Here is a 23763-nt window from a genome sequence, read left to right on the forward strand (position 1 = left end):
CGTTGTCACTCTCCATTGAATAATGGTTTTTCGCCAGCCAGAAAGGCGCGCACGCCTTCCCGATGATCGTGGCTGTCGGCATACGAGAAAAATTCCAGATATTCCGCTTCCGTCAGCGGCCCGCCCCGCTCCAGACGCCGCACCAGGCGCTTGTTGCGCCGCGCGGCATCGGGCGCGCCGCCCAGGATATGATCGACCGAAGCCTGTACCGCGCCGGCCAGACCGCCCGGCTGCGCCACTCGCGTCAGCAGGCCCAGCCGGAGCGCCTCGGCCGCGTCGAACACCCTGCCCTCGAGCAGCAGCGCCAGGGTGGCCGCCCGGCCCAACAGGGCCAGCAAGCCACGCATCTCATCGGGGGCCATGGGAAAACCCAGGCGATTGATCGGTGCGCCGAAACGGGCCTCGGGGCAGGCAATACGGATGTCGCATTGCGCGGCGATCTCCAGGCCTCCGCCCACGCACACGCCCTCGATCTCGGCCACCACCGGTTGCGGACAATCGGCGATCGCCGCCAGCGCAGGGGCCAGGATGTCGCGGTGGTAACGCATGACGGCGGCACGATCGCCGCGCTCGCGGTCGAACTCGCGAATATCCGCGCCGGCGGCAAAATTGCCCTGCGCGCCCCGCAAGACGACACAATGCACCTGGGAGTCCTGCGCGATCTGCGCGAACACTTCGCGCAGTTGCCGCCACATGTCTACCGTGATGGCGTTCAGACGGCCGGGATGCGCGATCTGCACCCGCGCCACCCGGCCCTGCCGTTGCCAGATCACATTGCCGTCCACTCAGACCACCCTGCCGAAGCCACGGCTGAGCGTGATCTTGCCCGCCTGCAGGCGCGCCAGGTTGGTATCCAGATCCTCCAGCACGTAGAGGTAATTGACCATCATGCCGCAGGACTGCTCCAAGCCCTTGTCGGAGACATCCGCGGCCCAGTTCAGCCGCTCCAGGCGCGCGCCATTGCCCAGGTGAAAGCGCGCCACCGGGTCCAGCGGTTGCGCCTGTTTCAAGGTCTGCAGATAGTGCGCGGCCAGCTTGACGCCAGCGCGGCGCAGGGCTTCCGAGGGTTTGCCGCGCGCGGCCCGGCTCAGGCGCGCCACCCAGCGCGCCCCTTCGGGTGTGCGGCCTTCGCCGCCCGTCTCACCGCGAACGATGCGCTCGACTTCGGCTCCCTTCAGGCGCGCCAGCCAGGCGCTAAAGCCCGGCATGGGGGACAGCGTGGCGAACGACTTGAGCTGCGGTAACTCCTGCAACAACCGTTCGATCACACGTTTGAGCAGAAAATTGCCGAAACTGATGCCCCGCAAACCCTCCTGCGTGTTGGAGATGGAATAAAAAATCGCCCAGCGCGCGCGGCTCAGGTCCTGAGTCGGCGCCTGCGTATCCAGCAAGGACTGGACGCTATCCGACATGCGGGCATCAAAGGCGATCTCCACGAAGATGAGCGGCACGTCCGGCATCTGCGGATGAAAGTAGGCATAGCACCGCCGGTCGGTGGCGACGCGATGCCGCAGATCATCCCAGGACTGTATGGCGTGCACGGCTTCGTACTGGATCAGTTTTTCGAGCAAGGAGGCCGGGCTGTCCCAGGTCAGCGGGCGCAGCTCCAGCAGCCCCACGTCGAACCAGGCCGAGAGCAGCTCCTCCAGCACCTGTTCCAGCGCCTGCAGCCCGGCAACCTGCTTGCGCCAGCGCAGCATATCGGCGCGCAGGCTCACCAGAAAACGCAGGCCATCGGATTGCGCGTTGAACCGTTTGAACAGGCGCGCGGTCTCGTCGGCGGCGGGGTCCAGACGTGCCTGCGCGCGCGTCAGGCCGGCCAGCAGGCTACGGCGTCGCGCGCCGTCTGCCTGCGCGTAGGCCGCGCACCAGCCTGCGGCCAGCTTATTGGCGCGCACATCGGTCGCGCGCGCCTGAAACAGCACCAGAATCTCCGTATCGGCGAACGGATCGCGCTCGAGCAAACGGCCCAGCCGGGCCATCAGGCCACTGCCGGCGCCAGGGTCCTCACCCGGCGCGCGCGGTTGCACGCCGCCCGCGGCCATCGGTCTGTCCAGAGATGACATGAGCTTGCTCCTCCGAGTCGGGCAGCCGCTGACCGGGCTGCGTTTGCGCCAGCAGGCGCAGGGCGTCCATCTGCCGCAGCAAGTGCTTGCGCGTGAGCGCTTCGGCACCTTCCGGATCACGCGCCAGCAATGCGGCATAGATGGCCAGATGTTCGGCGCAGGATTCCTGCAGGCGGCCCGGCAGCGCAAGGCTTTTGTGCCGGAACAGGCCGACCACTTTGCGCAACTTGTCCACCATGTCGGATAGCCAGCGGTTATCCGCCAGCGACTGCACCTTGATATGGATGCGGTAATTGGTGTCGTAGTAGTCGTTCATCCTGCCGGCCGCGGCCTGCTCGCGCAGGTTGTCATGCAGCGGCGCCAGTGCCTGGAGATCGTCGGGCGTGGCTTTCTGGGCCGCCTCGTAGGCGCAACGCCCCTCCAGCATGGCCATGAGGGGAAAGATCTGCTCCAGATCGGCCAGCGCGAGTTCGTTGACGAAGCTGCCACGCCGCGGCTCCAGACGCACCAGCCCTTCGTTGGCCAACACCTTGAGCGCCTCGCGCAAGGGTGTGCGCGAAATCCCCAGTTGTTCGGTCAGCCGCAACTCGTCTATCCACTGGCCCGAGGCCAGCACCTGGGCGCGAATCATGTCGCGCAGGCGGTCTGCGACCTCCAGGTAGAGCGCCTGCCGGACAATCGGAGCAGCCATGGCTTATCCATAATGCATAATTACAGCCATGGTAAACCGGCTTGGCGCCCCTGTCTGCCCCAGGAAAAACCCTCGAATCAGAGATGCAGCAGGCCGTTGACGGCGTGGCCCGACAGCGATCGCGCCCAGCGGCGCGCGGGCAGCCCATACTGGGATTCGACCACTTCGGCCCGCGCCAGCAGCTCGGCCGGGGTCACAGCCAGGGACGGGCCCGTAAAGGCCAGGACGATCTGGTTGCCCGCATCGATTTCAGGCAAGAGGATGATCCGATCGTCAAAGGCCTTCGAGAGGTTGGCGATGTTGCGACCGAAACTCTCGTGCCTGCCGAACAGATTGACCGCCAGCACACCGACCTCGCCCAGCACGCGGCGGCAATCGCGATAAAAGCCGACGCTGTCACGCACCGGCCCCTCGGCCTTGGCGTCGTACAGGTCCACCATCAGCACCTGGCAACGGCCGGCATGCAAAGGATCGCCCACCCAGACCGCGGCGTCCTCGTGATGCACTTCCAGACGCGCCGGCGTCGGCAATTTGAAGAACATCTGGCAGACGGCCGTCACCTGCGGATTCCACTCCACGACGTCCAGCCGGCTGCGGGTGTGCTTGAGACAGAAGCGCGCCAGCGACCCCGCGCCCAGCCCGAGCAAACCAATGGATTGCTCGCGCGGCGGCTCCAGAAAGAGCAGCCAGGCCATCATTTGCGAGGTGTACTCCAGCACCAGCTCGGCGGGATTCCGGATGCGCATAGCGCCTTGAATCCATTCACTGCCGAAATGCAGGTAGCGCACGCCATCGGCCTCCGAAAGCGAAGGCTGATCCAGGTCTGAGGGTTGATTGCGTCGTGACATCACGGCATTGTAGCGATAGCCCCCGAGGAGACCCACGTGCACGACAATTTTTCCAGCACCCAAATCACCCGCAAGACCGTACTGCACAGCGCCGACGGTGTCGTCGCCGCCCAGCATCGCAAAGCCGCCGAAGCCGGCGCGGCCATCCTGGCCGCGGGCGGCGATGCCGTGGATGCCGCCGTCGCCACCTCGTTTGCCGCCGGGGTGGTCGAACCCTGGATGAGCGGCCCCATGGGCGGCGGCGCCATGGTCATCTATCGTGCCGACACCCGGCAGACCCGGGTGGTGCACTTCGGCATGCGCTCGCCTGCCGCGCTGGATCCCAAGGACTACCCCCTGGCGGGCGACGGCAGCGTTTCGGCTGACCTCTTCCCCTGGCCGGCCGTGGTCGATGACCGCAATTGCCGCGGCGCCCGGGCCGTTGCCGTGCCCGGCACGGTGGCCGGCATGGCCGCAGCACACCAGGCCTATGGCCGGCTGCCCTGGCGTGACAACCTGCAAAGCGCCATCGCCCTAGCCGAAGAGGGGCCCTTGGTCGATTGGTATGCCACGTTGATGATCGCCGGTTCGGCACGCTGGCTGGCGCGCGACCCCGCCGCCGCCGCGATGTTTCTCGATGAAGGCCTGTGGCCCAAGTCCAGCGGCTGGACCGCCACGGCGGCCAAACGTCTGGATTTCCGGCGTGCGGCCCAGACCCTGCGCCAATTGGCCGAGGAAGGCGCGCAGGCGCTGTATGGCGGTGACATCGGCCGCGCGCTGGCCGCCGACATCCAGGCTCAGGGCGGCAGCCTGGCGCTGGCCGATTTGCAGCACTACGAGGCGCAATGGCTGGATGCGCTGGCCATCCCCTATCGTGGGGGTACGGTGTACGCCACCCCGCAGATGACCGCGGGCCCCAACCTGGCCCGCTGCCTGGGCCGCCTGGAAAGCTTGCTGCAGCCCCAGGGCCGCCCCGGCCCGGCCGCTTTCGAAAGCTATGCGCAGGTCCTCCTGGATGAGTACCAATGGCGGTTCCAGCATATGGGAGACAACGAAGATCCTCGCACCCCGGGCTGCACCACGCATTTCAGCGTCGTCGACCGCCAGGGCAATATGTGCGCGGTGACGCAGACTTTGCTGTCGGCCTTCGGCTCGCACGTGGTCGCGCCGTCGACCGGCATGCTGCTGAACAACGGCATCATGTGGTTCGACCCCGAGCCCGGCAAGCCCAATTCCCTGGCTCCGGGCAAACGCTGCCTGATGAACATCTGCCCGGTGGTGGGCCGGCATGACGACCGCGTCTTCGCGCTGGGCGCTTCCGGCGGACGCAAGATCCTGCCCGCCGTGCTGCAATTGACGTCCTTTCTGATGGACTATGGCATGTCGCTGGAGGAAGCCTTTCACCATCCGCGCATCGATGCCAGCACCGACACCCTCATCATCGACCCGGCGCTGGGCGAACTGACCGTGGCGGCGTTGGCGGGGCGTTTCCCCCATGCCCTGGCTCGCCGCGGCGTCTATCCCTTGGCCTATGCCTGCCCAAGCGGCGTGGCGCGCGACCGGCAAGGCAACCAGGGATGCACGGAAATCATGGCTCCCTGGGGCGACGCCGCCCTGGCCGAGCATCAAGGCCGTCAGGCCTGAACCGGCCCCGCCATGAAAAAGGCCTGAGCCCGGACTTGCCGGCTCAGGCCTTGTGCCACACCAGGGCGGAACACCATCCGCCCCGTGCGCAGTCGCTTACGCGTTTTCGCGCGATGCGCGGCGACGCTCGTGCTCTTGCAGATAACGCTTGCGCAGACGGATGGACTTGGGCGTGATCTCGACCAGTTCGTCGTCATCGATGAACTCGACCGCGTACTCCAGCGTCAGCTGAATGGGCGGCACCAGGCGCACGGCCTCGTCCGTGCCCGAAGCCCGCACGTTGGTCAGCTGCTTACCCTTGATCGGGTTGACGACCAGATCGTTGTCGCGGCTGTGGATACCGATGATCATGCCTTCGTACAGCGGTTCGCCGGGGCTGACGAACATGCGGCCGCGATCCTGCAGCTTCCACAGGGCGTAGGCCACGGCGTCGCCGTTGTCCTGGCTGATCAGCACGCCGTTGCGGCGCTCGCCGATCGCGCCTTCACGCACCGGAGCATACTCGTGGAAGGTGTGGCTCATCAGGCCCGTGCCGCGCGTCAGCGTCAGGAACTCGTTCTGGAAGCCGATCAGGCCCCGTGCCGGGATGATGTACTCGAGGCGCGTGCGGCCACGGCCATCGGGTTGCATGTCCTGCAGATCGCCACGGCGGCGGCCCAGTTCTTCCATCACGCCGCCCTGATGCGGGTCCTCGACGTCTACCGTCAAGGCCTCGTAGGGTTCGCACTTGACGCCGTCGACTTCCTTGAACACCACGCGCGGACGCGAAACCGCCAGCTCATAGCCTTCACGGCGCATGGTTTCCAGCAGAATGGTCAGGTGCAGTTCACCACGGCCAGACACTTCGAACACCGTGTCATCGCCCGTGTCGCGCACGCGCAGCGCCACGTTGGACTTGAGTTCGCGGTCCAGACGATCGCGCAATTGGCGGCTGGTGACGAACTTGCCTTCGCGGCCGGCCAGCGGCGAGGTGTTGACCATGAAGTTCATGGTCAGGGTCGGCTCGTCGATGCGCAGCACCGGCAGCGCCTCGGGCGTGCCCGGATCGGTCACCGTGGTGCCGATATTGAGGTCTTCGATACCGTTGATCAACACGATATCGCCGGCTTCGGCTTCCTCGACCACCTCACGCTCCAGGCCGCTGAACTTCAGCACCTGGTTGATGCGGCCACGCTGCACCTGCCCTTCGGGACCGAAGCGGAAAGCCACGTCCATGCCGGGACGCATGCGGCCGCGGTTGACGCGACCCACACCGATCTTGCCGACATAGCTGTTGTAATCCAGCGAGATGATCTGCATCTGCAGCGGCGCATTGGGGTCGTCCTCACGCTGCGGCACGTGCTGCAGAATGGCTTCGAACAGCGGGCGCATGTCGCCGCTGCGCACATCTTCGGTGGCGCCGGCGTAGCCCGACAGGCCCGAGGCGTAGATCACCGGGAAGTCGAGCTGCTCTTCCGTGGCGCCCAGCTTGTCGAACAGTTCGAAGGTGGCATTGATGACGAAGTCCGGACGCGCGCCGGGACGATCGATCTTGTTGACCACGACGATGGGCTTGAGGCCCAGGGCCAGCGCCTTGCGGGTCACGAAGATGGTCTGCGGCATCGGGCCTTCGACCGCGTCAACCAGCAGGAGCACGCCGTCGACCATGGACAGCACGCGCTCGACTTCACCACCGAAGTCAGCGTGCCCCGGGGTGTCGACGATGTTGATGTGCGTGCCCTGATACTCCACGGCGCAGTTCTTGGCCAGAATCGTGATGCCGCGTTCTTTTTCCAGGTCGTTCGAGTCCATGACCCGTTCAGCAACCGCCTGGTTTTCGCGGAAAGTGCCGGATTGGCGCAGCAATTGATCGACCAGGGTCGTCTTGCCGTGGTCCACGTGGGCGATGATGGCGACGTTGCGCAATGCGCGGGTCATAGCAGGTCCTTTAAGTTCGGGGGGCGGGAAGCAGCCCCGCCGGCAATTCATTGAGCGCAAGCAAGGCCGCCTTGGGGTCGGGCATCGCTTGCAGGGCATCCAGGGTTACTGCGCGGTCCAGGGAGAAAGGCCCGACCTCGGTGCGGCGCAGGGCCGCCAGGTGGGCATAACACCCCAACGCGCGCCCTATGTCCTGGGCCAGCGTACGGATGTAAGTCCCTTTACTGCACGCCACATCGATCTGGGCCTGGTGCCCGGTAAACGACAGCAGTTCGATGCGATAAATCGTGACCCGCCGAGGCGGGCGTTCCAACTCGATACCGGCGCGGGCATACTCGTACAGCGGTTTGCCGTCGCGCTTGAGCGCCGAATACATCGGCGGAATTTGTTCAATGCTGCCCTGAAAACGTGACAACACTTCGCGCAGCGCTGCTTCGTCCGGAACATCCTGGCCGGGCTCGGCCCGTGCCACGACATTGCCAGTCAGATCGCCGCTATCGGTCTCTTCGCCAAACTGCAGCGTGGCCTGATAGGTCTTGTCGGCGTTGAGCATCGCGCCCGAAATCTTGGTCGCGCGCCCCATACAGCACAGCAGCAGCCCGGTTGCAAACGGGTCCAAGGTTCCCGTATGACCGGCCTTGGCGGCATCCAGTGTCCGTTTGGCGCGCTGCAAGGCGTGATTGCTCGACAAACCCACCGGTTTGTCCAGCAACAAAACACCGTCGAGCGGCTGCCCGCGTCGTTTGGCCATCGTCGGAATCCGAAACAGAGAAAAAAAGCGACGACAGCCCGATCAGGACTGGTCTTCAGGCTCGTCGGGAACGCCCGACTGCGGACCGCGGTTGGCGCGATCGATCAGCATCGACATTTCGATGCCGCGTTCCAGTTGCGGATCGTGCACAAAGCGCAAGGTCGGAACGGTGTGGATATGGAGAAGCTTGTAAAGCTGCGAATGCAGCCAGCCGGCCTTTTCGTTCAGCAAGGCAGCAGCGGTCTCGGGCTCGGCGCCCAAGACCGTGAAATGCACCTTGGCATGCGCGTAATCGGCCGACAATTCCACCCCCGAGAGCGTGATCAGGCCAGCGCGAGTCATATCGATCTCGCGCTGAATGATCCCGGCCAGATCCTTCTGGATCTGTTCGGCCAACCGCAAATTGCGGCCGGGGATGGATTTGGACTTGTGACGGCTCATGTAACAACCCGCGCGGGGCCTGTTTGTTTACAGGGTACGCGCAATTTCCTTGATTTCAAAGACTTCGAGCTGATCGCCCACTTCCAGGTCGTTGCTGCCGCGCAGGGTCAGGCCGCAATCGAAGCCCGACTTGACTTCCTTGACGTCGTCCTTGAAGCGGCGCAGCGAATCGAGCTGACCGGTCCAGATGACCACGTTGTTGCGCAGCAGGCGGACCTGCGAATCGCGACGCACCAGACCATCGAGCACCATGCAACCGGCAACGGTGCCGATACGCGAAATCGTGTAGACCTCGCGCACTTCGACCTGACCGATGACTTCTTCTTTCTTCTCCGGCGCCAACATGCCCGACATGGCTGCCTTCACTTCATCGACGGCGTCGTAGATGATGTTGTAGTAGCGCAGATCGATGCCGTTGTTCTCGGCCAGCTTCTTGGCGCTCTGGTCGGCACGCACGTTAAAGCCGATGACCACCGCATTCGAGGCGATCGCCAGGTTGACGTCGCTTTCGGAGATCCCGCCGACGGCAGCATGCACGACCTGCACACGCACTTCGTCGGTCGACAGCTTGGTCAGCGCGTTCACCAACGCTTCCTGCGAACCCTGAACGTCGGTCTTGACGATCAACGGCAGGGTCTGCGTACCTTCGCCCATGTTGTCGAACATGGATTCCAGCTTGGCGGCCTGCTGGCGGGCCAGCTTGACGTCGCGGAACTTGCCTTGGCGGAACAGCGCGATTTCGCGCGCCTTGCGCTCGTCGCTCAGGGAGATGAGTTCATCACCGGCCGCGGGCACTTCGGTCAGGCCCTGAATTTCGACCGGAATCGAGGGACCCGCGCTTTGAATCTGCTTGCCGTTTTCGTCGAGCATGGCGCGCACACGGCCGAAGCTCGCGCCGGCCAGCACCACGTCACCGCGCTTGAGCGTACCGCTTTGCACCAGGATGGTGGCAACCGGACCCCGGCCCTTATCCAGGCGGGCTTCGATGACCAGACCCTTGGCGGAGGCTTCGACCGGAGCGGTCAGCTCCAGAATTTCGGCCTGCAGCAGGACGTTTTCGAGCAGCTCGTCGATGCCAGCGCCGGTCTTGGCCGACACGGGCACGAAAGGCACGTCGCCGCCGTATTCTTCCGGCACGACTTCCTCGGCGACCAGTTCCTGCTTGACGCGCTCGGGGTTGGCGTCGGGCTTGTCGATCTTGTTGACCGCCACGACCAGGGGCACACCGGCCGCCTTGGCGTGGTGGATGGCTTCGCGCGTTTGCGGCATGACGCCGTCATCGGCGGCGACAACCAGAATCACGATATCGGTGGCCTTGGCACCACGGGCACGCATGGCCGTAAAGGCTTCGTGGCCCGGGGTATCCAGGAAGGTCACGCTGCCACGATCGGTTTCGACGTGATAGGCGCCGATGTGCTGCGTAATGCCGCCGGCTTCGCCCGCGGCAACCTTGGCGCGGCGGATGTAATCCAGCAGCGAGGTCTTGCCGTGGTCGACGTGGCCCATGACGGTCACCACCGGCGCGCGCGGCAAGGCTTCGGCCTCGGTCGCTGCGGGGGTTTCGTCCAGGAAGGCTTCCGGATCATCCAGCTTGGCGGCAATCGCCACGTGGCCCAGTTCCTCGACGACGATCATCGCGGTTTCCTGGTCCAGCACCTGGTTGATGGTGACCATCTGGCCGAGCTTCATCAATTGCTTGATGACTTCGGCTGCCTTGACGGACATCTTGTGAGCCAGATCGGCCACGGAGATCGTTTCCGGCACGTGAATCTCACGCGCGATGAATTCCTGAGCGGCGGGCTCATGACGGCGATCGTTCTGGTGATTGCGGCCATTGCGCGAACCCTTACCGCCGCCACCGCCCTTGCCGCCGGCGCGCCAGCCGTCACGGGTATTGGGCGTGGCGGCCGTCTTGTCGGCCGGCTTCTTGCGCGAAGCGTCATCACTCCAGGTCGAGGAAACCTCGGCCGTCTTGATGGTCTTCTTGCCGCCGGCTGCGGGTGCCGGCTTGTTGGCACCGCCCTCTTTCTTGGGCGCGGCCGCGGCGTCTTTCTTGCCAGCAGGCTTATGCAACGTGCCAGACAAGGCCGGGGTGCTGGGCGCGGCTTCCGGTTCAGGTGCACGCAGCACCTTACGCGGACGATTCAGCATTTCGCGCAAGGCGGCGGCTTCTGCCTCCGCCTTGCGGCGTGCGTCTTCGCGAGCGCCGGGAGCCGTGGAGGCAGCGGCCGCGCGGCGCACCGCGTCGGCGGCGACCTGCGGGCGTGCCAGCTCAGCCTTGGACAGCGTCTGGGTGGATTCGGATTTGGCCGCTTGGGCTGGGGATTTGGAGTTTATTTCGGTTTGAGCTTGCACAACGGATTCGGGCCCGGCTTCTTGAGTCGTGGGCACTGCGACAGATTCTTGCTTGGCTTCGGGCTCGACCGGCTGTGCCGTTGATTGCTCGCGGGAAGCTGCGGGTTGGGCGGACTGGGGCTCTGCTTCAGCCTTGACCGCGGGAGCAGGCGCCGACGTTTCCGCCGGTGCCGGGGTTTCGGTGGCGGCCTCGGCCGCCTGGGTCTTGATAGGTTCTGCTGCCTGTTCGGGTTCAGGCGCCGGCGCTGCCTGGACGGCAGGCGCCGGTTCGGCCGCTTCGACTTCCGCCTTGGGCGCGTCTTCGGCCTGAGGCGCTTCGGCCTTGGCTTCTTCCGGCACAACGGCTTCGGTCGGGGCGGACTGGGGCGCTTGCGCCTCAGGCGCCGTCACGGCTGCCTCCACCGGCTCGGCCGGTGCAGGCGAAGTCTCGGCAGCAGCCAGATCGGCGGCGGCCTGGGCATCGGCAGCGGCTTCCGCGGCCAGTTCGGCCGGGTCGCGCTTGACGAAGACGCGCTTTTTGCGCACTTCGACTTGAATCGTACGGGAACGCCCCGTGGCGTCCGCCTGACGGATCTCGGAAGTCTGACGGCGGGTCAGCGTGATCTTCTTGCCGTCGGTCGCGCCGTGCGCGCGGCGCAGCGAGTCGAGCAATTTCGCCTTGTCGCTGTCGGTGACGGTATCGTCGACCGATTTGAGGTCAACGCCGGCCGAACGCAACTGCTCCAGCAGCACGTTGGCAGGCATTTTCAGCTCGGTAGCGAACTGGGCGACAGTATTACTCGACATTAGGCTCTCTTCCCTATCTGCAGCTATTTACAATTTCCAACGCGGGGCGGTCCAGCAACGCCAGGCAGCGGCGCGATCATTCCTCGTCAAACCAGTGGGCACGCGCACGCATGATCAGGTCGCTGGCCTGCTGTTCGTCCATGCCGGCGATCTCCGCCAGCTCGTCGGTCGCCAGTTCGGCCAGGTCGTCCCGCGTATGCACGTCGCGCTCGGCCAGCTTGGCAGCCAGTTCCGGCGTCACGCCTTCCAGTTCGAGCAGATCCTGCGCAGTTTCCAGGCGTTCTTCCTGGGCAATGGCCTCGGTCAGCAAGGCATTGCGGGCGCGGGCGCGCAACTCGTTGATCGTATCTTCGTCAAACGCCTCGATCTCCAGCAGTTCCTGCATGGGGACATAGGCGATTTCTTCCAGGCCGGTAAAGCCCTCGTCAATCAGGATATCGGCGACTTCTTCGTCCACATCCAGCTTGTCCATGAAGGCGGCGCGCAGCGTGGCACGCTCGTTTTCCTGGCGGTTGAGGCTTTCTTCCGGCGTCATGATGTTGATCTGCCAGCCGGTCAGCTCGGAGGCCAGACGCACGTTCTGGCCCTTGGCGCCGATCGCCTTGGGCAGGTTTTCCTCATCGACCACGACATCCATGGCGTGCTTGTCTTCGTCGACCACGATGGACTCGACGTTGGCCGGCGCCAGGGCGCCGATGACGAACTGCGCCGGGTCTTCCGACCACAGCACGATGTCGACCTGTTCGCCGCCAAGCTCATTGCGCACGGCAGTCACGCGCGAACCGCGCATGCCCACGCAAGTACCGATGGGATCGATGCGCTTGTCATAAGCGACCACCGCAATCTTGGCGCGCACACCCGGGTCGCGGGCGGCTGCCTTGATCTCGAGCAGACCCTGCTCGATCTCGGGCACTTCGTTTTCGAACAGCTGACGGATGAATTCCGGCGAGGTGCGCGACAGAATGACCTGTTGGCCCCGGGCGGCGTGATCCACACGCAGCACGAAAGCGCGTACGCGGTCGCCGACTCGCAGGTTTTCCTTGGGAATCATCTCGGTGCGCGGCAGACGCGCTTCGATCTTGCCCGTCTCGACGATGCAATCGCCCTTGTCCATGCGCTTGATCGTGCCCGAGATAATGGTCTCGCCACGGTCGAGGAAGTCATTGAGCACCTGCTCGCGCTCGGCGTCACGGATTTTTTGCAGAATCGCCTGCTTGGCCGCCTGAGCGCCGATACGGCCGAACTCGACCGGCTCCAGCGGCTCTTCGATGTAATCACCTTCCTGCAGATCGGGCGAAATCTCGCGCGCATCGGACAGCATCTCTTGCTTGTCCGGTTCTTGCAGGCCAGCCTCATCAGGCACCACGAGCCAGCGACGGAAGCCCTCATGGCTGCCCGTTTCACGATCGATCGAGACGCGGATATCGGCGTCTTCCTTGAAACGCTTTTTCATAGCCGAAGCCAGCGCGCTTTCCAGCGCCCCGAATACGACTTCACGCGTCACGTTTTTTTCACGCGCCAGAGCGTCAACCAACAGAAGAATTTCGCGACTCATCGCTTTTTGCCCTTGAAATCCAGAACGGGATCCAGCTTGGCGCGCTCGATGTCATCGAGCGTGAAGCTCAGCACCTGAATATCGTCCTTCTTTGCCTCAAATTCGAGACCGAACACCGTCTTGCCGTCGGCAGATGGCTCCGCCAGCTGCAGGATGCCGGTAAACACTTTGCGCCCATCGACCGCTTCGCGCAGCTTGATCTCCACGCGCTCTTGGGCGAACCGGCGGAATTCCGCTTCGGTACGCAGCGGGCGATCAACGCCAGGCGAGCCCACTTCGAGCCGCTTGTAATCGATGTTTTCGACCTCAAAAACGCGCGACAACTGGCGGGACACTTGTTCGCAATCTTCGATGCGAACGCCGCCCTCGCGGTCTATGGTCACGCGCAACAAGCCCAGGGCGGCACGCTCGACATCGACCAACTCGATGCCCATGCCCGCCAACGCTTCTTCGGTCAATGCGAATAAATCAGCCATACGCTCAAAAAAAATGGGCTGCATGCCCAGCCCACCGTGTTGCCCGACCTGCCTGCCGGTTTCGCCTTTGCGAAACACGCGCCGCAACCCGAACGCTCTGCGGCTTTTGCCGCGATTGCCTGCCACCCGTGCCGCCTGGCCCGACTCCGGCCCAGACCGCCCACCATGGCAAGCCTGCATTTCCCTGCCCGAGAACCTCGTTTTAAGGCCCCGCAAGCGCCAGCTGCCCCGACCCCGCTCGGCATCCACTACGGGGCAAGCGGGTTAAGGGCAAACATGGATCAACTGCGAAAAGACGCGCCAGGAAACAAATGATTTTACCAGATAACCGGCAAATTTTCCTGATTCATCCAGGGTTTACGCGATAAAGGGACACGACCCACCGAGAATGGTGGCTCGCGCCCCACACCCGATCAACGATCGCCGCGTCCGCCACGCCCACCCATGAAGCCCAGACGAGATTCATGCGCCGCGGCGCCCTTGGGCTGCCAATCATCGCCACGCCCTTCGCCACTGCGGCGCGGACGCGACTTATTGCCACCGGCGGGCTTGGCCGCGCTCTTCGGGCGGCCCGCCGTCTTGGCGGCGGGCTTGGGACCGGCGGCCGACTTGCCTGCCGCGCCCCGGCTGCCAGCCGGCTTGCCGGTCGCGGGCTTGCCCGCACCGGCCGCCGCCGCACCCGCAGCCGCATTGCCCGCGGGTTTGCCGCGGCCGCCCACCGGGCGCTTGGCGCCGCGCGGGCCTGCGGCCGACTTGGGCGCGCCGTTACCTTGCCCGGCGGCTTGGCCGCCTGCTCCAGCGGCGGGCTTGCGGCCACGCCCCTTGCCCGCGCCGGCAGGCTTGCTCTTGGCCGCGCCGTCGTTACCCAGCGGATGGCCATTGGCATAGCCACCGGTGAACATCAGGCCCGTACCAAACGGATCGGACGGACAAGGCGCGGACGAGCCCGGGCGGCCACCCTGCAACTTGCCCCGGCGGCCGATGCGGGCACCATTCATGCCATTGCGCTCCATCGTGCCAAATCCCGGCGGCAGCGCGCTGTCGTGCGATTGCGGCTGGCGCGACTTGGTGCGCCGCCCGCCACCCGACTCATCATCCTCACGCAGCAAGCCCAATTGCACCATCAGTGCGGCGACCAGCGAAGCATCCAATTCTTCCCAGCGGCCGCGGCGCAGCGCGCGCGGCAGCACCAGGTCACCGAAACGCGTCCGGATCAGGCGACTGACCGTCACACCGACGGCTTCGAACATGCGGCGAACCTCACGATTGCGCCCTTCCTGCAGCGTGACGCGATACCAACGGTTGCTGCCGTCGCCGCCGAGATACTCGAACGAACCGAAAGCCGCCTTGCCGTCGTCGAGGTCTATCCCCTCGACCAGCGATTTGCGCTGCGCTTCATCCATCTCGCCCAACACACGCACGGCGTATTCGCGCTCCGTGCCATAACGGGGGTGCATGATGCGGTTGGCCATGTCGCCGGAGGTCGTGAAAATCAGCAGACCTTCGGTATTCAAGTCCAGACGCCCCACCGACAACCACTTGCCGGTGCGCAGCTTGGGCAAGCGGGCAAAGACGTTGGCGCGCCCGCCCGGGTCGTCATGGCTGACGATTTCGCCGGCAGGCTTGTGATAGAGAATCACTCGCGGCGGCTTCTTGGCATTGGGACGCGCAATCGGCTTGCCATTGACGCGCACCTGATCATTGGCCGCCACCCGCTGCCCGATATGCGCCGGCTCGCCATTGACGGACACGCGGCCCGCCACGATCAGCTCTTCCATTTCGCGGCGCGAACCCACGCCGGCATCGGCCAGGACCTTGTGCAGCTTGGGCATGATGGCCTCGCTGTTGAGGTACTTGCCCAGACGCTGCTCGCTACGCGCGGCCTTATCCAGATAAGACAGGGCTTCGTCGGCCTCGCGCTCGGCCAGGCGGGCATGATCCCCTCCCCTGGCGGACTCCGCCGGCGCCGCTTCGGCAGCGGCACCCGCGTCCTTTTCTTTGCCTTCTTCGCCGGCGGCGTCGGCACGGCGACGTCGGAACGGCGTGCGCAACTTGCGGCCGCGGCTGCGGGCACCACCCTCGCCTTCGGCGGCGGGTGCTGCGGACGCGTCAGCCGACGGCGCCTGATCAACGGTGGAATTGTCGTCCTGCATCGTTGTCGTTGTATTGGTTGTCACTGGGACAGCTCCGGATTTCAAACTGGCTCAGGCTTGCCTGAAGCAAGCCCATTGTTATCTTGGTCTTGGGAACGCTGCGGCACTTCCGGCACCTCAGGGGCGGCTGGCTGCGGCGGCGCGATTTCGGGTTCTGGCTGAACCGGCTCCACTTCGGGAACCGACGGCGGGGCCGTCTCATCAGGTTCGGCGGGAGGCTGAATCCGGTCGGGTTCCGGCACGGGGACCTCCACGGGCACCTCAGGTGTCGCGGGGTGCCCGACTTCCGGATCCGCGGAGGTATCCGCCGGCTCCGGCAAAGACGCTTCTGGCGCGGCAAACTCGGCCACAGACTCGGAAGCGTTGCGAGATTCTACGCCATCCGGAGCGGTTACGTCAGCGTTCATTGTTTCATCCTCCGATTGTGGCGCGCCTGGCACAGGCTCGCCGGTCACTGCGGCGATTTCTTCGAGCTGGATTTCCGTGCCCCCCAGGTCCAGCCCGGCCAGGGCCGCGGCGGCCTGCGACGACTCCAGCGGCGGCAATTCATCCAGGGCACGCAGCCCCAGATCGTCCAGAAACTGGCGGGTGGTGCCGAACAGCGCCGGACGGCCCGGCGCATCGCGGTGGCCGATGACCTCGATCCAGCCGCGGTCCTCCAGCGCCTTGACGATCTGCGAGGACACCGTGACGCCACGGATGTCTTCGATGTCGCCGCGCGTCACGGGCTGGCGCCAGGCGACGATGGCCAGCGTCTCGAGCACCGCACGCGAATACTTGGGCGGGCGCTCAGGATTGAGGCGCTCCAGGTAGCGCTGCATGCCGGGGCGGCTCTGAAACCGCCAGCCGCTGGCCAGATGGGTCAGCGCCATACCCCGCCCTTCCCACTGCTGCTGCAAAGTCTCCAGCCAACCCCGCAAGGTGGCATTGGTCAGTTCAGGATCTTCGCCGAAAAGCCTGTGCATCTCGGTCAATTGCATAGGTTGGCTGGCGCACAACAGCGCTGTTTCCAACACGAGAATTGCCTCGCTATCGTTCATCGATACCCAGTCATAAAAAGCCGGCCAACTTGCGCCGTGATTGATTTCAGTGTAAAGTTCTTCTTCTCAGACGCGGGGTGGAGCAGTCTGGCAGCTCGTCGGGCTCATAACCCGAAGGTCGTAGGTTCAAATCCTGCCCCCGCAACCAAATTCGCAAAGGCCTGGCATCTGCCAGGCCTTTGTCATTGGCGCGCCCGGCCCAAAAAAACAGCACAGCCCGGGCCATCCCACAGGCCCAAGCCAAGACCGCAAGCAAAGCCCCGGCCCGCGCCGGCAGGCGCGGTGCATGCACCCCTGCGACGCTGCGGCCGGCGCGCACGCACACGCCCCCCGGCTGGCAATTTGCCAGCCGATCAGCGAATGCCGATGCGCTTGCCTGCACGTTCATTACCTCTTTCTGTCCGGATGACCGGCGCGCATGGCCCGCATGCATGCGCGACCCCGCCAGCCCAAAGACAATAGAAACCTGAATAGACACCTGGCAGACGCCCGGTTGTGCGCAACAATGCGCAGACATTGCCGGATAGCATGCGGCCAGTTGCGCGCCCGGCCCCGAAACGGGGTGCCACGCACGCCAATCTAGATGCTTATGACCATCGCCGCCATCGACGCGACCGGGCGCGATGAGCAAACCTGAGCGGCCAGGCCGCAAGGCCGTATCCGGCCTGCCAGGGACGGCGCGCCAGCCGCAAACGTAATGCCGCGACGCGCGCTCAAATGGCGATTGACCCCATTATAGCCCCTTCATTTTCGCCCGGCCAATGGCGCATCCCACGGCCCCTGCCCCAACTGCTCGACCAGAAAATCCAACATCGTGCGCAGCACCAGCGGCATCTGGCGCCGCGAGGCATAGACCGCGTAGATGCCGAGGACCTGCGGCTCGCTATCCCCCAGAATCGCCCGCAGACGGCCCGCCGCGATCTCCGGGGCCGCCAGGTAAGTCGGCAGCAAAGCAATCCCGGCGCCACGAAGCGCCGCAGCCATCAAGACCTGCGCCTCGTTGGCGGTGATGCTGCCGCTGACCGGCACATCGACCGTCTCGCCAGCACGCAGGAAGCGCCACAGGCTGTGTCCATGATAAGAATGCGTCAGGCAATTATGGAAGGCGAGGTCCTCGGCGCGCGCCGGCACCCCGCGCTGGCTGAGGTAGGCCTCACTGGCGCATACGACAGAGCGGCAGTCCGCCAGGCGCCGGGCGATGAGGCTGGGATCGACATCATTGGTGATGCGCACCGCCAGATCCACCCGCTCTTCGACGAGATTGACGAGCCTATCCACGAGCAGGAGATCCACGGCCGTACCGGGATAGCGCCTGACAAAATCCGCCACCACAGCCACCAACTGGCTATTGCCGAAGGAGGGCGACGCGCTCATGCGCAACAAGCCTTTCGGCGCCGCCTCGGGCGTGGCCACGGCCTCGTGCATATCGCCTACCATATCGAGCATACGCCGGCAACGCGGCAGCGTTTCGGCGCCGGCGGGGGTCAAGCTCAGGCGACGGGTCGTGCGGTGCAACAGACGCACCCCCACCCACTCCTCGAGCTCGGCCAGATAGCGCGACACCATGGCGCGCGACATATCCAGCTGGGTGGCGGCAGCGGACAGACTCCCCCGGTCCGCGACCTCGACAAAGACCTGCATGGCTTTGAGCCTGTCCATGATTGTCTCGCTCTACGCATCAGACCGCACTGTTTTATAACGGATTGTGCGATCAATCAAATGCCTGCGAGACGCGAAGCTAGTCCTGACCCAGGGCGCGACGCACGTCGGCGCCGACCGCTTCGGGATCCAGGCCGCGCAGAATGAATACCAGCCGCGACGCCCGGCCGTCACCGGGCCAGTGCGGCAGTTGCTCCAGCGGGTAGAGCTGCCGATGCACACCATGCACCACGCAGGGAAAGGCTTCGCCGGCGAAACAGACCAGCCCCTTGATGCGCAGCAAGCCCTGGTCGTAGCGCGCCTGAATGTCATGCATGCCGGCAAAGAACTGCCCGCGGCTCAAGGGCGCCACCATATCGAGCACAAAATGGGAGACGCCTGCATGGCGCCCCAGCCGCCCCCGCCCCGCGAAGGCCGACAACCACCGCCCCAGGGCGGGCGGCTCGACGCGTTCGGCGCGCAACGACACCTCCATCACCGCAGCAGGCAAGGCCGCAAGCGGATCGAGGGCGACGATGGGTACGCCAGGATGCAGCTCGGCAATCGCCTCCCGCGCCCGCGCCGACTGATCGGGGCCAACCAGATCCCCTTTGCTCACGACCACGACATCAGCCAGCGCCAACTGCTGCGCAGCCTCTTGCTGCGCCGGCGCAGCCTCGCCATCCCGCCCCAGATGCTGCAGCAGGTGCTCGCCATCCGCGACGGCGATCGCGCCGCGATAGACGTAGCGCGCCGCCAGAAAAGCATCGTTGCGCAGCGTGAAAAGAATGGGCGCCGGACTGGCCATGCCGGTCGTCTCGATGAGCACGCGGCGAAACGGCTTGATGCGCCGCTGCAGCGCAAGCATGAAAAGATCGCGCAAGGTGTCGACCAGCCCGCCGGCCACGGTGCAGCAAATGCACCCTCCCTCGAGCAGCACGATGCGGTCATCGACGGACCGCACCAGCACATGATCCACGCCAACCTCGCCCAACTCATTGACGATGACTAGCGCATCGGCATAGGCCGGCTCGCGCAGCAGCCGGTTCAAAAGCGTGGTCTTACCGCTGCCGAGAAACCCCGTCAGGACGGTCACGCCGATCCGGGTATCCACCTTGCTGCCCGCATCCGGGCCTACGCTTGCCGATTGCATCCCAGCCGCCCAGTTCAAGACGGCCTGGCGCCGTCGTTGCCGCGCGCAACCTCGCGCGCCTTGAAGATACTGCCTATGCCATGACAAATGCGCCATAGGCCATTGGGGCAGATAGGGATAAGCCAACGCACGGATGACCCAAGCCTGGATGCCCCGCAGCCACCCGCGCAAAAACCAAAAGGGCCATTCACTTGCGTGAATGGCCCTGAATTCTTTGGCTCCCCGAGCTGGGCTCGAACCAGCGACCTGCGGATTAACAGTCCGTCGCTCTACCGACTGAGCTATCGGGGAACTGCTAAGAAACGAGATTATGCGGCATTTTTTCGATGTGCGCAAGTCGCACCTCGCACGCCTGCCCGCCATGCAAAAAGGGCAGCTCATACGAGCTGCCCTTTTAAATTTTTGGTGCCGGCAAGAGGAGTCGAACCCCCGACCTTCGCATTACGAATGCGCTGCTCTACCAACTGAGCTATGCCGGCCTATTCTTGCAACCCGCAGATTTGACTACCTGCGAGCCTTCGCTGCTGCCCCAAGCCAAGCCTGGGTCTGCAACCTTTGGCTGCCGAAAAAGGTGCCAAAGAAAGAAGACCGCGATAATAGCAGAAATTTTTTTAGCTGCGCAAGTCCTGCGGGCAAATCCGCGCTCATTCTGCGTCGGGCTGGTTTTCCGGTGCGGCGTTCTGGAACGCGGGCAAGGCGCTGCAAGCCTGCTCGATGCGCAGAATCGTCGGCATGGCGCTCAGGTCGCACCCGAAACGACGGGCATTGAAAACTTGGGGCACCAGGCAGACGTCGGCCAGTGTCGGCGTATCGCCATGACAGAAGCGGCCCGTCTCGGGCGATTGCGCCAGCATGGCCTCCAGCGCGCTCAGGCCGGTATCGACCCAATGGCGGTACCAGGCGTTTTTCGCCTCTTCTTCGACCTTGAGATCGTGCTTGAGGTACTTGAGGACGCGCAGATTGTTCAGCGGATGGATATCGCAGGCGATATTCAGGGCGATGGCCCGCACGCGCGCGCGCGCCAGCGGCGTGGCCGGCAGCAAGGCCGGCTGCGGATGCGTTTCGTCCAGGTATTCGATGATGGCCAGCGACTGACCGATGGCCTGATCGCCATCGACCAGCGTGGGCACCAGCGCGCTCGGGTTCAGCGAAAGATAATCCGCGCCGAGCTGCTGCCCCCCGTCCTTGAGCAGATGCACGGGCTGGTAGTCATAGGGCAACCCTTTGAGGTTCAGGGCGATGCGCACACGATAGGCGGCCGAGCTGCGGAAGTAGCTGTACAACTGCATGATGTCTCCTGCAGGCGGCCACGCCGCCCGATGGTGGGTTTTTTTATCGTAATGCTCAGTCGAGGTTCTCGACCTGGGCGATCTTGCGCGACAAACCCTTGGGCAGCGGGAAGGCCACGTTTTCTTCCAGCCCGGGCATGGTGCGCACCGAAACCGCCCCCAGCTCGCGCACCCGGTCGATGACCTGGCGCACCAGCACTTCGGGCGCCGACGCGCCGGCCGTGATGCCGACGCGATGCCGGCCGACCAGCCAGGCCGGGTCGATGGCCGATGCGCCGTCGACCAGATGCGCTTGCACGCCGATACGCTCGGCCACCTCGCGCAAGCGGTTGGAGTTCGAACTATTGGGGCTGCCCACCACCAGCACCAGATCGCATTCGGGCGCGAGCACCTTGACGGCATCCTGGCGGTTCTGGGTGGCGTAGCAGATATCGCTTTTCTTGGGCTCGACGATGCTGGGAAAACGCGCCTTGAGGGCGCGTGACACGGCCGTGGCGTCGTCGACCGACAGCGTCGTCTGCGTGACGTAGGCGAGATTGTCCGGGTCGGTCACGACCAAACCCTCGACATCCTCGACCGTCTCGACCAGATACATGCCCCCCTGCGCCTGCCCCAGCGTGCCCTCGACCTCCGGATGTCCCTTGTGGCCGATCATGATGATCTCGCGACCCGCGGCGCGCATGCGCGCCACCTCGATGTGCACCTTGGTGACCAGCGGGCAGGTGGCGTCGAACACGCGCAACCCGCGGCCTTCGGCTTCGGCGCGCACCGCCTTGGACACGCCGTGGGCCGAGAAGACCACGATGGCGCCTTCGGGCGCCTGATCCAGTTCGTCAATGAAGATGGCACCCTTGGCGCGCAGATCTTCCACGACGTAGCGGTTGTGGACGATTTCATGGCGCACGTAGATGGGCGCGCCGTGCAATTCGAGGGCGCGCTCGACGATTTCGATGGCGCGATCGACACCGGCACAGAAGCCGCGCGGTTGCGCCAGCAGGACTTCGGCGTCAGCGGCGGTAACGGGCTTGACCAGCTCGCTCATCATAGAACTCCGAGAATGTGGACGTCGATCCGCAGCCGTATGCCCGCCAGCGGATGATTGAAGTCGAACAGCGCCCAATCGTCGTTGATTTCTTTGAGCACGCCCGAGTAGCGCCCGCCATTGGGCGCGGCGAACTCGACCAGATCGCCCGGGCTGAAACTGGCGTCGGCGCCGGCGTGTTCGGCCAGCATGCGGCGGGTGACCTTCTGAATGAGCTCGGGATTGCGGTCGCCGTAGGCCTGGGCCGGTTCGAGCGTGAAACTGAAGCGCTCGTCCTCCTGATGGCCCAGCAGCCCCTCTTCCATGCCTGGCGCCCACTGGCCGCCGCCCATTTGCAGCGTGGCCGGGCGGCCATCAAAGGTGTCGGTGAACACCGACCCTTCGGCCGGACCCGAGGCCAGAACGACGCGATAGTGCAGAGTCAGGTAGGAGTCCGGATGGATGGAAACAGTCATAGTGGGGGAATAGGACGCGGTGGGGCGCCATCATTTCAGCAACCGAGAATCCGACATTTTAGAGCCTCCCGCATGAACCTGCCTGACACCCTGCTTCCCTGCCAGCGCCCCCGGGAGCGTCTGCTGCGCCTGGGAGCCGGCCCGCTCAATGACGCCGAACTGCTCGCCCTGGCCCTGCGCACCGGCCAGCGCGGCTGCCATGCGCTCGAACTGGCGCAAAAACTATTGGTGCACTATGGCGGCCTGCGCGGGGTGTTCGCCACCACGGCCCAGGAACTCTGCGACCACCCCGGCCTCGGCGCCGCCAAGGCGTGCTCGCTATCGGTGGTGCCGGAACTGTCGCGCCGGGCGATCGAAGAAACCCTGCGCGGACGCCAGGCCATGGACCATCCGGACGAGGTCAAGCGCTATTGCCGCACCGCGCTCAGCCATCGCCCCATCGAACACTGCATCGCGCTCTTTCTGGATCAGCAGTTGCAACTGCTGGCCTGCGGCGAACTGGCCCAGGGCACCCTCGCCCGGGCGTCGGTGTTTCCGCGCGAGGTCGTCAAAGAGGCCCTGCGCCGCCACGCCGCCGCCCTCATCCTGGCGCACAACCACCCTTCCGGCAGCACCCGGCCAAGCAGCTCGGACTGCCTGTTCACGCGCCAACTGCGCCAGGCGCTGGCCCTTGTGGACATCCAGTTGATCGACCACCTCATCGTGGCGCGCGACCAGGTCTATTCCATGGCCGAGCACGGCCAGCTCTAGGCTAGCGCCGCGCGCTTCGCTAGACTAGGCGGCTATTTCTTCCGTCAGGTTTTCATGAAGCGCATCTGGGACATTTCGCCGCCGGTTTCGGCTCAGTCGCCCGTTTTCCCGGGAGACACGCCCTATCACCAGCAATGGAAATGGCAGATTTCGCCCCAATGCCCGGTCAATGTGAGCGAAATCGCCATGTCGCCGCATATCGGCGCGCATGCCGACGCCCCCCTGCATTACGCCGATGGCGCCGCGGCCATCGGCAACCTGCCGCTGGAACCCTTCCTCGGGCCCTGTCGGGTCATCCATGCGCTGGACTGCGGCCCCCTCATCCTGCCGCAACATCTGGCCCATGCCGCCGACGACCTGCCCGCCCGCATCCTGGTGCGCACCGCGCAGCACGCCGCCGTGCACTGGTGGACCGACGATTTCTCGGCCTACGCGCCCCAGACCATCGAATGGCTGGCCAGCCTCGGGGTCCAGCTGATCGGCATCGACACGCCGAGCATCGACCCCGCCAGTAGCAAGACCCTGGACAGCCACCACACCATCCTGCGCCGCGACATCCGCGTCCTGGAGAATCTGGTGCTCGATGCGGTCGAGCCGGGCGATTATGAATTGATCGCCCTGCCGCTCGCGCTGGTCCAGGCTGACGCCAGCCCGGTGCGCGCCATCCTGCGCGAACTGGGCTGATACGCCGCGCCAGCGCGGCCCTTTTTGATCAACACGGTGGCGGGCCGATA

General features: G+C 64.9%; 20 protein-coding genes and 3 tRNA genes. 4 read left to right on the forward strand and 19 right to left on the reverse strand.

Translation table 11 applies throughout. From position 1 onward, the window contains the following. Positions 1-5: 5 nt before the first annotated feature. The 4 genes from CAL22_RS14815 to CAL22_RS14830 all read right to left on the reverse strand — a co-directional run bounded on the left by CAL22_RS14815 (position 6) and on the right by CAL22_RS14830 (position 3605). Complete coding sequence (locus CAL22_RS14815; RefSeq protein ID WP_208622009.1) at positions 6-785, reverse strand: enoyl-CoA hydratase/isomerase family protein; 780 nt, start codon at positions 783-785, stop codon at positions 6-8. Then, a complete protein-coding gene (locus tag CAL22_RS14820; RefSeq protein WP_094814522.1) occupies positions 786-2045 on the reverse strand; it encodes a malonyl-CoA decarboxylase domain-containing protein in 1260 nt (419 codons plus the stop codon). Further along, positions 2008-2757 (reverse strand): GntR family transcriptional regulator, encoded by a 750-nt coding sequence (locus tag CAL22_RS14825; RefSeq protein ID WP_094814524.1) that lies wholly within the window; start codon positions 2755-2757, stop codon positions 2008-2010. The genes CAL22_RS14820 and CAL22_RS14825 overlap by 38 nt, the downstream gene beginning before the upstream one ends. Before the next feature lie 77 nt (positions 2758-2834). Next, positions 2835-3605: a spermidine synthase gene (locus tag CAL22_RS14830; RefSeq protein WP_094816655.1), complete on the reverse strand. Its 771-nt coding sequence runs from the start codon at positions 3603-3605 to the stop codon at positions 2835-2837. 36 nt (positions 3606-3641) lie between these two features. On the opposite strand from CAL22_RS14830, the gene CAL22_RS14835 reads away from it, so the two are divergent. After that, complete coding sequence (locus tag CAL22_RS14835; protein WP_094814526.1) at positions 3642-5228, forward strand: gamma-glutamyltransferase; 1587 nt, start codon at positions 3642-3644, stop codon at positions 5226-5228. 96 nt (positions 5229-5324) lie between these two features. Here the strand turns inward: CAL22_RS14835 and typA are convergent, their stop codons facing one another. The 8 genes from typA to scpB form a co-directional block, all read right to left on the reverse strand. Continuing rightward, on the reverse strand, positions 5325-7145 hold the full coding sequence (gene typA, locus CAL22_RS14840) for a translational GTPase TypA (RefSeq protein WP_094814528.1): 1821 nt from the start codon (positions 7143-7145) through the stop codon (positions 5325-5327). A 10-nt stretch (positions 7146-7155) separates the two neighbouring features. Further along, a complete protein-coding gene (gene truB, locus CAL22_RS14845) occupies positions 7156-7896 on the reverse strand; it encodes a tRNA pseudouridine(55) synthase TruB (RefSeq protein WP_094814530.1) in 741 nt (246 codons plus the stop codon). Between the two features lie 42 nt (positions 7897-7938). After that, positions 7939-8337 carry a 30S ribosome-binding factor RbfA gene (gene rbfA, locus CAL22_RS14850; protein ID WP_094814532.1) on the reverse strand — a complete coding sequence of 133 codons (399 nt, stop codon included), beginning with the start codon at positions 8335-8337 and terminating at the stop codon, positions 7939-7941. Positions 8338-8364: 27 nt separating this feature from the next. Further along, positions 8365-11478, reverse strand: coding sequence for a translation initiation factor IF-2 (infB, locus tag CAL22_RS14855; protein WP_094814534.1), 3114 nt, complete (start codon positions 11476-11478; stop codon positions 8365-8367). A 76-nt stretch (positions 11479-11554) separates the two neighbouring features. Continuing rightward, entirely contained in the window at positions 11555-13033 is a 1479-nt protein-coding gene (gene nusA / locus CAL22_RS14860; RefSeq protein ID WP_094814536.1) for a transcription termination factor NusA, read from the reverse strand. Further along, positions 13030-13509 carry a ribosome maturation factor RimP gene (gene rimP / locus CAL22_RS14865; RefSeq protein WP_094816657.1) on the reverse strand — a complete coding sequence of 160 codons (480 nt, stop codon included), beginning with the start codon at positions 13507-13509 and terminating at the stop codon, positions 13030-13032. Before rimP ends, nusA begins: the two co-directional genes overlap by 4 nt. Positions 13510-13922: 413 nt before the next feature. After that, positions 13923-15662, reverse strand: coding sequence for a 23S rRNA pseudouridine(2605) synthase RluB (rluB, locus tag CAL22_RS14870; protein WP_167383712.1), 1740 nt, complete (start codon positions 15660-15662; stop codon positions 13923-13925). A 41-nt stretch (positions 15663-15703) separates the two neighbouring features. Beyond that, a complete protein-coding gene (scpB, locus tag CAL22_RS14875) occupies positions 15704-16702 on the reverse strand; it encodes an SMC-Scp complex subunit ScpB (protein ID WP_094814540.1) in 999 nt (332 codons plus the stop codon). A gap of 71 nt (positions 16703-16773) precedes the next feature. Here scpB and CAL22_RS14880 point away from each other — a divergent pair. After that, positions 16774-16850 (forward strand) — tRNA-Met (locus CAL22_RS14880). 596 nt (positions 16851-17446) lie between these two features. Here CAL22_RS14880 and CAL22_RS14885 read toward each other — a convergent pair. From CAL22_RS14885 to CAL22_RS14915, 7 genes are all read right to left on the reverse strand, one after another. Then, a complete protein-coding gene (locus CAL22_RS14885; protein WP_094814542.1) occupies positions 17447-18361 on the reverse strand; it encodes a LysR family transcriptional regulator in 915 nt (304 codons plus the stop codon). Between the two features lie 79 nt (positions 18362-18440). Then, entirely contained in the window at positions 18441-19493 is a 1053-nt protein-coding gene (locus CAL22_RS14890; RefSeq protein WP_167383649.1) for a CobW family GTP-binding protein, read from the reverse strand. A 215-nt stretch (positions 19494-19708) separates the two neighbouring features. Further along, positions 19709-19784: transfer RNA gene (locus CAL22_RS14895), tRNA-Asn, on the reverse strand. Between the two features lie 112 nt (positions 19785-19896). Next, positions 19897-19972 (reverse strand) — tRNA-Thr (locus CAL22_RS14900). Between the two features lie 165 nt (positions 19973-20137). Next, complete coding sequence (gene maiA, locus CAL22_RS14905; protein ID WP_094814546.1) at positions 20138-20782, reverse strand: maleylacetoacetate isomerase; 645 nt, start codon at positions 20780-20782, stop codon at positions 20138-20140. A 55-nt stretch (positions 20783-20837) separates the two neighbouring features. Beyond that, entirely contained in the window at positions 20838-21815 is a 978-nt protein-coding gene (gene ispH / locus CAL22_RS14910) for a 4-hydroxy-3-methylbut-2-enyl diphosphate reductase (protein WP_208622044.1), read from the reverse strand. 8 nt (positions 21816-21823) lie between these two features. Beyond that, complete coding sequence (locus tag CAL22_RS14915; RefSeq protein ID WP_094814550.1) at positions 21824-22279, reverse strand: FKBP-type peptidyl-prolyl cis-trans isomerase; 456 nt, start codon at positions 22277-22279, stop codon at positions 21824-21826. Positions 22280-22351: 72 nt separating this feature from the next. Between CAL22_RS14915 and radC the strand changes: the two genes are divergently transcribed. Next, entirely contained in the window at positions 22352-23029 is a 678-nt protein-coding gene (gene radC / locus CAL22_RS14920) for a RadC family protein (RefSeq protein WP_094814552.1), read from the forward strand. 54 nt (positions 23030-23083) lie between these two features. Next, on the forward strand, positions 23084-23713 hold the full coding sequence (kynB, locus tag CAL22_RS14925) for an arylformamidase (RefSeq protein WP_094814554.1): 630 nt from the start codon (positions 23084-23086) through the stop codon (positions 23711-23713). The last annotated feature ends 50 nt before the right edge of the window (positions 23714-23763 follow it).

This window comes from Bordetella genomosp. 12, assembly GCF_002261355.1.
Classification (GTDB): Bacteria; Pseudomonadota; Gammaproteobacteria; order Burkholderiales; family Burkholderiaceae_B; genus Bordetella.

Bases quoted from the DNA above. Each gene is read 5' to 3' on its own strand.
- typA (WP_094814528.1), bottom strand. From the start codon at position 7,145: ATGACCCGCGCATTGCGCAACGTCGCCATCATCGCCCACGTGGACCAC.
- scpB (WP_094814540.1), bottom strand. From the start codon at position 16,702: ATGAACGATAGCGAGGCAATTCTCGTGTTGGAAACAGCGCTGTTGTGC.
- infB (WP_094814534.1), bottom strand. From the start codon at position 11,478: ATGTCGAGTAATACTGTCGCCCAGTTCGCTACCGAGCTGAAAATGCCT.
- CAL22_RS14890 (WP_167383649.1), bottom strand. From the start codon at position 19,493: ATGCAATCGGCAAGCGTAGGCCCGGATGCGGGCAGCAAGGTGGATACC.
- rbfA (WP_094814532.1), bottom strand. From the start codon at position 8,337: ATGAGCCGTCACAAGTCCAAATCCATCCCCGGCCGCAATTTGCGGTTG.
- CAL22_RS14885 (WP_094814542.1), bottom strand. From the start codon at position 18,361: ATGGACAGGCTCAAAGCCATGCAGGTCTTTGTCGAGGTCGCGGACCGG.
- truB (WP_094814530.1), bottom strand. From the start codon at position 7,896: ATGGCCAAACGACGCGGGCAGCCGCTCGACGGTGTTTTGTTGCTGGAC.
- radC (WP_094814552.1), top strand. From the start codon at position 22,352: ATGAACCTGCCTGACACCCTGCTTCCCTGCCAGCGCCCCCGGGAGCGT.
- CAL22_RS14820 (WP_094814522.1), bottom strand. From the start codon at position 2,045: ATGGCCGCGGGCGGCGTGCAACCGCGCGCGCCGGGTGAGGACCCTGGC.
- CAL22_RS14915 (WP_094814550.1), bottom strand. From the start codon at position 22,279: ATGACTGTTTCCATCCATCCGGACTCCTACCTGACTCTGCACTATCGC.
- CAL22_RS14825 (WP_094814524.1), bottom strand. From the start codon at position 2,757: ATGGCTGCTCCGATTGTCCGGCAGGCGCTCTACCTGGAGGTCGCAGAC.
- maiA (WP_094814546.1), bottom strand. From the start codon at position 20,782: ATGCAGTTGTACAGCTACTTCCGCAGCTCGGCCGCCTATCGTGTGCGC.
- kynB (WP_094814554.1), top strand. From the start codon at position 23,084: ATGAAGCGCATCTGGGACATTTCGCCGCCGGTTTCGGCTCAGTCGCCC.
- rluB (WP_167383712.1), bottom strand. From the start codon at position 15,662: ATGCAGGACGACAATTCCACCGTTGATCAGGCGCCGTCGGCTGACGCG.
- CAL22_RS14830 (WP_094816655.1), bottom strand. From the start codon at position 3,605: ATGTCACGACGCAATCAACCCTCAGACCTGGATCAGCCTTCGCTTTCG.
- nusA (WP_094814536.1), bottom strand. From the start codon at position 13,033: ATGAGTCGCGAAATTCTTCTGTTGGTTGACGCTCTGGCGCGTGAAAAA.
- rimP (WP_094816657.1), bottom strand. From the start codon at position 13,509: ATGGCTGATTTATTCGCATTGACCGAAGAAGCGTTGGCGGGCATGGGC.